The 5,980-nt window shown below is 67.0% G+C and carries 5 protein-coding genes and 1 pseudogene; all 6 read left to right on the top strand.

The window, feature by feature from the left end:
* The coding region (locus tag LRX76_RS18605) for a type VI secretion system Vgr family protein (protein ID WP_231807119.1) at window positions 1–1,221 on the top strand (1,221 nt) is incomplete at its 5' end.
* Between the two features lie 11 nt (window positions 1,222–1,232).
* Window positions 1,233–2,192 carry a DUF4123 domain-containing protein gene (locus LRX76_RS18600; RefSeq protein WP_231807118.1) on the top strand — a complete coding sequence of 320 codons (960 nt, stop codon included), beginning with the start codon at window positions 1,233–1,235 and terminating at the stop codon, window positions 2,190–2,192.
* Window positions 2,189–2,722: a DUF3304 domain-containing protein gene (locus tag LRX76_RS18595; RefSeq protein ID WP_331716795.1), complete on the top strand. Its 534-nt coding sequence runs from the start codon at window positions 2,189–2,191 to the stop codon at window positions 2,720–2,722. The genes LRX76_RS18600 and LRX76_RS18595 overlap by 4 nt, the downstream gene beginning before the upstream one ends.
* 83 nt (window positions 2,723–2,805) lie before the next feature.
* On the top strand, window positions 2,806–3,327 hold the full coding sequence (locus tag LRX76_RS18590) for a DUF3304 domain-containing protein (protein ID WP_231807120.1): 522 nt from the start codon (window positions 2,806–2,808) through the stop codon (window positions 3,325–3,327).
* Window positions 3,324–5,732, top strand: coding sequence for a DUF2235 domain-containing protein (locus LRX76_RS18585; protein WP_231807117.1), 2,409 nt, complete (start codon window positions 3,324–3,326; stop codon window positions 5,730–5,732). The genes LRX76_RS18590 and LRX76_RS18585 overlap by 4 nt, the downstream gene beginning before the upstream one ends.
* A 112-nt stretch (window positions 5,733–5,844) precedes the next feature.
* Window positions 5,845–5,980, top strand: a pseudogene (locus LRX76_RS18580) (type VI secretion system Vgr family protein); the annotation flags it as partial.

Here is a 5,980-nt window from a genome sequence, read left to right as displayed (position 1 = left end):
GAATCGGACACGGCGGCCTATGCCCAGGCCGGCGATCACCGCCCCAGCGCGCAGGCCAACCTGGCCGGCGGCCACGCCCCGGCCTGGCACGGTGCCGGCGGCGGCGAGGAGCAGCACCGCAACGCCACCGCGCTGTGGGGGATCAAGTCCAAGGAGTGGCATGGCAGCGGCTACAGCCAGCTGGTGTTCGACGACAGCGACGCGCAGCTGAGGCTGCAGCTGGCGACCACCCAGGCGCAGACGCAACTGAACCTGGGACATTTGATCCACCAGGCGGACAACTACCGCGGCAGCTTTCGCGGCGAGGGCTTCGAACTGCGCAGCGACGCCTGGGGCGCGGTGCGCGGCGAGTCGGGGCTGTGGCTGACGGCCTATGGCCACGACGGCACGACCCCGGCCGGCGAGGCGGTGCAGCCCACCGCCCTGCTGACGCAGTTGCAGAAGCTGGGGCAGACGTTCTCGCAGGCGGCGGCCACGCACCTGACGGTGAAGCTGGCCGCGCACGAAGGCGCCGGCCAGGCCGGGCACAGCCGCCTGATCGGCGAGCAGGCGCCGCTGCAGGCGCTGCTGACCAGCGTGAAGACGACGGTGCCGGGCGAGGCCTTCGACCAGGCACAGGGCGCGGCCATCGAGCACGATGCTTCCCCGGGCGAAGGCAAGGTGCCGCAGCTGGGCGATCCGCTGCTGGGCCTGGCGGCGCCGGCGGGGATCGGCCTGGTCGCGGGCCAGAGCCTGCACTGGAGCGTGGGCGAGACGCTGACGCTGGGCAGCGGTCAGGGCAGCGAGGCGGCGATCGCCGGTGACGCGCGGCTGCATAGCGGCCAGGCGATCGGCCTGCTGGCGGCGGCGGTGGAAGGCACGCAGGAGGCGACCACGCTGAGCGTGGTGAGCGGCGAGGGCGAGCTGGACGTGCAGGCGCAGGGCGACGAAGTGCGGCTGCGCTCGCGGCAGGGCCTGAAGGTGGTCAGCGCCAACGCGGCGGTGGAACTGGCGGCGGGCAAGACGGTGCACCTGGCCACCGCCGGCGGCGCCAGCGTGACGATCGAAGGCGGCAACATCACTTTCGCCTGCCCGGGCAACATCCGCGTGCATGCGGCCAAGAAGTCCTTCGTCGGGCCGGCCAGCCTTGCCTACGGACTGCCTCTGTTCCCCGAGTCGGTGTGCGTCGAGTGCATGGTCAAGGCAGCACGCAGCGGAGCGCCCTTCGCGGCGCTGCAATGAGGCACGTCGCGATGGCTACCGTCGCTTTTGCCAGCGATCGCTTCGCTGCCCAGCAACTGGACACGCTCGTCGCATCGATCTGCAGCGCATCGCCGGCACCATCCTGGGCATTGGCCGACGTGGCGTTGCTCGATGCCGGCCATTTCCACGATCAGGCACGACGCAGGGGATGGTCTTCTGCCAACGCCTATGCTTTCTCGCCCCTATCCACTTTCGAGGACCAGGCCGTCTGGCTGGTGAAGCTTGCGCAGTTGCCGGAGCAGCGCGATGCGCAGGTGCGCGATCTGCTGAGGCTGGCAAATGGCACTACGGCCCTGAGCTGGCTGTACTGCGCCGCTCCCCTGGCATCGCTGCAGCAATTGGCCGATTACCTCGCCAGGGCCCGGATCGAGGAAAGAACGGCACTGGTGCATTGCCGTTTTGCCGACACCCGTGTGCTGCCTTCGTTGTTGCATCAGCTGGACCTGGCGCAGCACGCCCGTGTCGCCGCGGTCGTCGATGACTGGGGTTGGGTCGACCGCTGTGGCGCCTATGTCCGCTGGCGGCCGCAGCAGGGAAGCGGCGTCCCCGATGCCTCGCAACACCTGCGATTGACGGCGACGCAGTTCCGCGCCATTCGTGCCGCATCCGAGCCGGACGCGATCTTTTCCCTGCTGCTGGAACAGACCCCTTCGCTGGTGCCGGCACAGCAGCGCGGAGAATTCCACGGAACGCTGCAGCGCATTCTGCAGACTGCAGATGGCTATTGCGTCCGCGATCTAGAGAGCCGGCTGCAGTTCGTCGTGCTTGCACTGAGCTGCGGGGAGGATTTTCACCGGCTGTCGGCGTTGCAGGACACGTGGGACGGCGTGCGTGCGGGCCGGTTCGCGCTGGCCGAGCGCATGCCACTCTGGGACAACGCGATCTGGGACAGGCTGGAAGCCAACAAGGCCGAGTTCGAGGCGGTCGAGCCCGCAGGGGAGCGGCCATGAGCCTGGACAGGCAAGCCAAGCGCGTCTTTGCGGGACTGGCATTCTGTATCGCATTGGCCTCGTGTCGCCCGGCACCGGCCGATATGCCGGATACGGCGACGGCGAGCATCAGTGCCTACAACCATACCGAGGACTATATCCACCAGTTCTACGTCGATGGGCAAGGTGGCGGGAACTCCTATCCGTATGAGGGGGGGGGGCGCTTCGTGTGCTGCATCGGCTACCCGCGGCAGTGGCGTCCGGGGCTGACGGCGACGGTGCGCTGGACCACCTCCAGCGGCATTCCGGGTATCCGTACTGAACCGGTATGGCACGAGAAGGTGGTGCCGATCGAGCGGTACGAGAAGACGGGGACGACGCTGAATGTGCATTTCCTTCCGCAAGGCGAGGTGCGCCTGCTGATCTGGAGTGGTTCGGCGGGCTCGACCGGCTACAAGGGGCCTGACGCACCGGTCAAGCCGGCGGGCTGGCCGCCGCCGCGCCCGCCCCAACTGCCGATGCCTGAAGGCCAAGTGGAGCCGCAGTCATGAGCGATTTCACGCCGGGATGGCTGGCCGGCACGACACGGGAGAACGATGCGATGAAGCGAGGTGACCGGACCCGGTCTCTGCGAATGTGGCGGGCCAGCTGGCCCGCCGTGTTGCTGTGCCTGCTGGCGCTGGCGGCCTGCCGCCCGTCGCCCGCGAGCGACCCGGATACGGCGACGGCGAAGATCAGCGCCTATAACCATACCGAGGACTATATCCACCAGTTTTACGTCGATGGCCAGTGGGGGGGGAACTCGCGCCCGTATGGAGGCGGGGGCAGCTTCGTATGCTGCATCGACTACCCGCGGCAGTGGCGTCCGGGGTTGACTGCGACGGTGCGCTGGACCACTTCCAGCGGCATTCCGGGTATCCGTACTGAACCGGTATGGCACGAGAAAGTGGTGCCGATCGAGCGGTACGAGAAGACCGGGACACGGCTCAACGTGCATTTCTTGCCTGAGGGAGAGGTGCGGCTGTTGATCTGGAACGGGGCCGCCGGCTCGACCGGCTACAAGGGGCCGGACGCGCCGGTCAAGCCGGCGGACTGGCCGCCGCCGCGCCCGCCCCAATTGCCGATACCTGAAGGCCAAGCGGAGCAGCAGCCATGAGCGATTTCACGCCGGGGTGGTATGCGGTCAGGCGCCAGGACGACGGTGCGGTGGAGGCCTGGTACTTCCAGGCGCTGGACAAGGTCACCCACACGGCACAGGTGCTGGCTAACGGCGACCAGATCCTCTACTTCAGGCCCTCCGCGCAGCAGCCACACCTGTCGCGCACCTGGTCGCCGGCCTACGAGCGGCTGACGGCAGCCGCCGCGGGGGACCACTGGGACAACGACAAGTACGGCGCCGTCGCCGACGGCAGGACCGAGGTCCCGGCGGATTTCCCGCGCAGCGAGCGCAGGCCGACCGCGCGCGAACTGAGCCAGCGCGCCGGCAAGGCCTGCACCGCCGCGGTGGACGGGTTGAGCTGCACCCGCGAGATCCACGTCGCCCTCTTCTTCGACGGTACCAACAACAACATGGAGAGGGATCGCAAGAACCAGGGGCATTCCAACATCGTCAGCCTCTACGATGCCCACCGCGAAGATAGGGTCGAATATTTCAGGTACTACATTCCTGGAGTCGGTACGGAATTCAAGGACATCGGCGAACTCGGCGAGGACCCGAAGGGCAAAAGCATGGCCCGCGGCGGCGAGGACCGGATCCACTGGGCGCTGGTCCAGCTCTACAATGCCGTGGCGACCTCGGTCACCAACTTCGACCTTTTGCAGGAAGAAGAAACCAAGACGCTAGTTACTAGCGCGATCAGCGGCCTGCGGACCTGGTACCGCGGCGGCGATGCCAAGATGGTGTCGATCTTCCGCGGGCTGGACGCGCGGCTGCTGAAGACGCTGGGCGACCAGCGCCCGCTGATCACGCGAATGCACCTGTCGGTGTTCGGCTTCTCGCGCGGCGCGGCCGAGGCGCGCACCTTCTGCAACTGGCTGGCGCTGGCCACGCGCGGCAAGGTCGGCCCGGCCGCGGTAAACCTGCGTTTCCTCGGCATCTACGATACGGTGGCCTCGGTGCTGCTGGCCGATTCCTCGCCGATCGGCCGCGGCCTGTTCGACTGGGCCAACAAGACCATGCGCATGGGCGATGCCGAGGCCAGCGTCCACTATGTGGCCGCGCACGAGATCCGGCGTTCGTTCCCGCTGTCCACGGCGCGTGCCGGCGGCAGTTGGCCGGCACGCACCAAGGAGTTCGTCTATCCGGGGGCGCACTCGGACATCGGCGGCGGCTATTCGCCGGGCGACCAGGGCAAGGCGGTGGCGGGGCGCTCCAGCCTGATGTCGCAAATTCCGCTCAACGACATGTACTTCGAGGCGTGTAATGGTGGAGTAAGGCTGCTCCCCATGGACGAGGTTGAAGAAGAAACCAAGGACGACTACAAGATCGACCCAGCCCTCGAACGCGCCTTCTCCGCCTACCTGCAATGGACGCCAGCCGACGAGAAGGGCGAGAACCTGTCCGGCTCCCGGCGCGGGGTGGTGGAAAACCGCATGGAGGAGCAGATGCGCCGCTACTGGCGCTGGCGTGCCAGCAAGCGTACCGACGCGCAGTTCCGGGCGATGTCGAGCTGGCGCAATGCAGGTGCGCAGGACCGGGTGGACCTGGAGGAGGGCAACCTGGATTGGCGCGACGACATCGAGCACGCCCGCGTCGCGCACCGCCCCTCCACCCGCCAGATTGCGTCCAGGATCGGCGTCCGCACCATCCAGGTCCCGGCCAATCCTAGCCGCACCCAGCGCGAGCTGGTCGCCGCGGTCGACGACGCCACGCCGATCCCGGCCGAGGTCGATCGCTTCTTCGACGAGTACGTCCATGACTCCCATTCCGGCTTCTGGCTGCTGGGGCCGCTCTCCCAGGCGGACAAGAACGCCTTCGCCAACGAGATTCGCAAGAAGCATGCTGCGCGTGAACGCCTGCTCGCCCTGGCCGGCGAGCTGGAGGACCAGGGGGAATACGATGCGGCCGTCATGGCGCGGGCCAGTGCGAGCAAGTACGAACTGAACCGTTTCGAGCAGCGCGTGCTGGCGCAGAACCCCATCCAAAACGACGAGAAGAATCCTGCCGGCCTACCGGTCTTCACCGATGCCGATGCCGCCGACCTGCGTGACAGCGCCGGCTTCGAGGGCTGGGTGGTGAAGAACGTGCTGGGCACCGGAACCCGGCGCGAGGCCAATGGCCATGGCCAGTACCGTCGGGTGCTGGACCACGATCATGAGTCGATCCAGTTGCTCGACGAGGCTCGGTACCACGGCGAGCGGTTGGGCGAAGCCGTGCGCGATGGAGTGAGCGATGCGGTGGATTCGGTGAAGCGCTCGGTGTCCGACGCAAAGGAGAGCGCCCAACGGGCGTTAGGCGAAGTCGTGAACGAAACGGTGGATGCAGCTGGCAATGCGGCGAGAGAGGCCTTTGAGGATGGGCTGCGAAAAATCGTGCAGCCCGGTGGTCCTATACTGCGTTGAGATAAAAATCGATCAGAGACGTCAGTGATGTTCCAGTGATAGTTTGCGGCGTAACGGACGTCATTGCGGACGATATGAGATGTTGTGGACGCGATAGGAAATTAGTGGGGCACAGTGGCACGGCAGCGGCTACAGCCAGCTGGTGTTCGACGACAGCGACGCGCAGCTGAGGCTGCAGCTGGCGACCACCCAGGCGCAGACGCAATTGAACCTGGGGCATCTGGTCCACCAGGCCGACAACTACCGCG

The organism is Stenotrophomonas sp. MMGLT7 (assembly GCF_021168555.1).
Classification (GTDB): Bacteria; Pseudomonadota; Gammaproteobacteria; order Xanthomonadales; family Xanthomonadaceae; genus MMGLT7.
Note: the sequence above shows the minus strand (reverse complement) of the source record. Positions and strands in the feature narration are given on the sequence as shown.

What these genes read in the sequence shown, in the direction of transcription:
- LRX76_RS18600 (WP_231807118.1), top strand. Translation starts at nt 1,233, where the DNA reads ATGGCTACCGTCGCTTTTGCCAGCGATCGCTTCGCTGCCCAGCAACTG.
- LRX76_RS18595 (WP_331716795.1), top strand. Translation starts at nt 2,189, where the DNA reads ATGAGCCTGGACAGGCAAGCCAAGCGCGTCTTTGCGGGACTGGCATTC.
- LRX76_RS18590 (WP_231807120.1), top strand. Translation starts at nt 2,806, where the DNA reads ATGTGGCGGGCCAGCTGGCCCGCCGTGTTGCTGTGCCTGCTGGCGCTG.
- LRX76_RS18585 (WP_231807117.1), top strand. Translation starts at nt 3,324, where the DNA reads ATGAGCGATTTCACGCCGGGGTGGTATGCGGTCAGGCGCCAGGACGAC.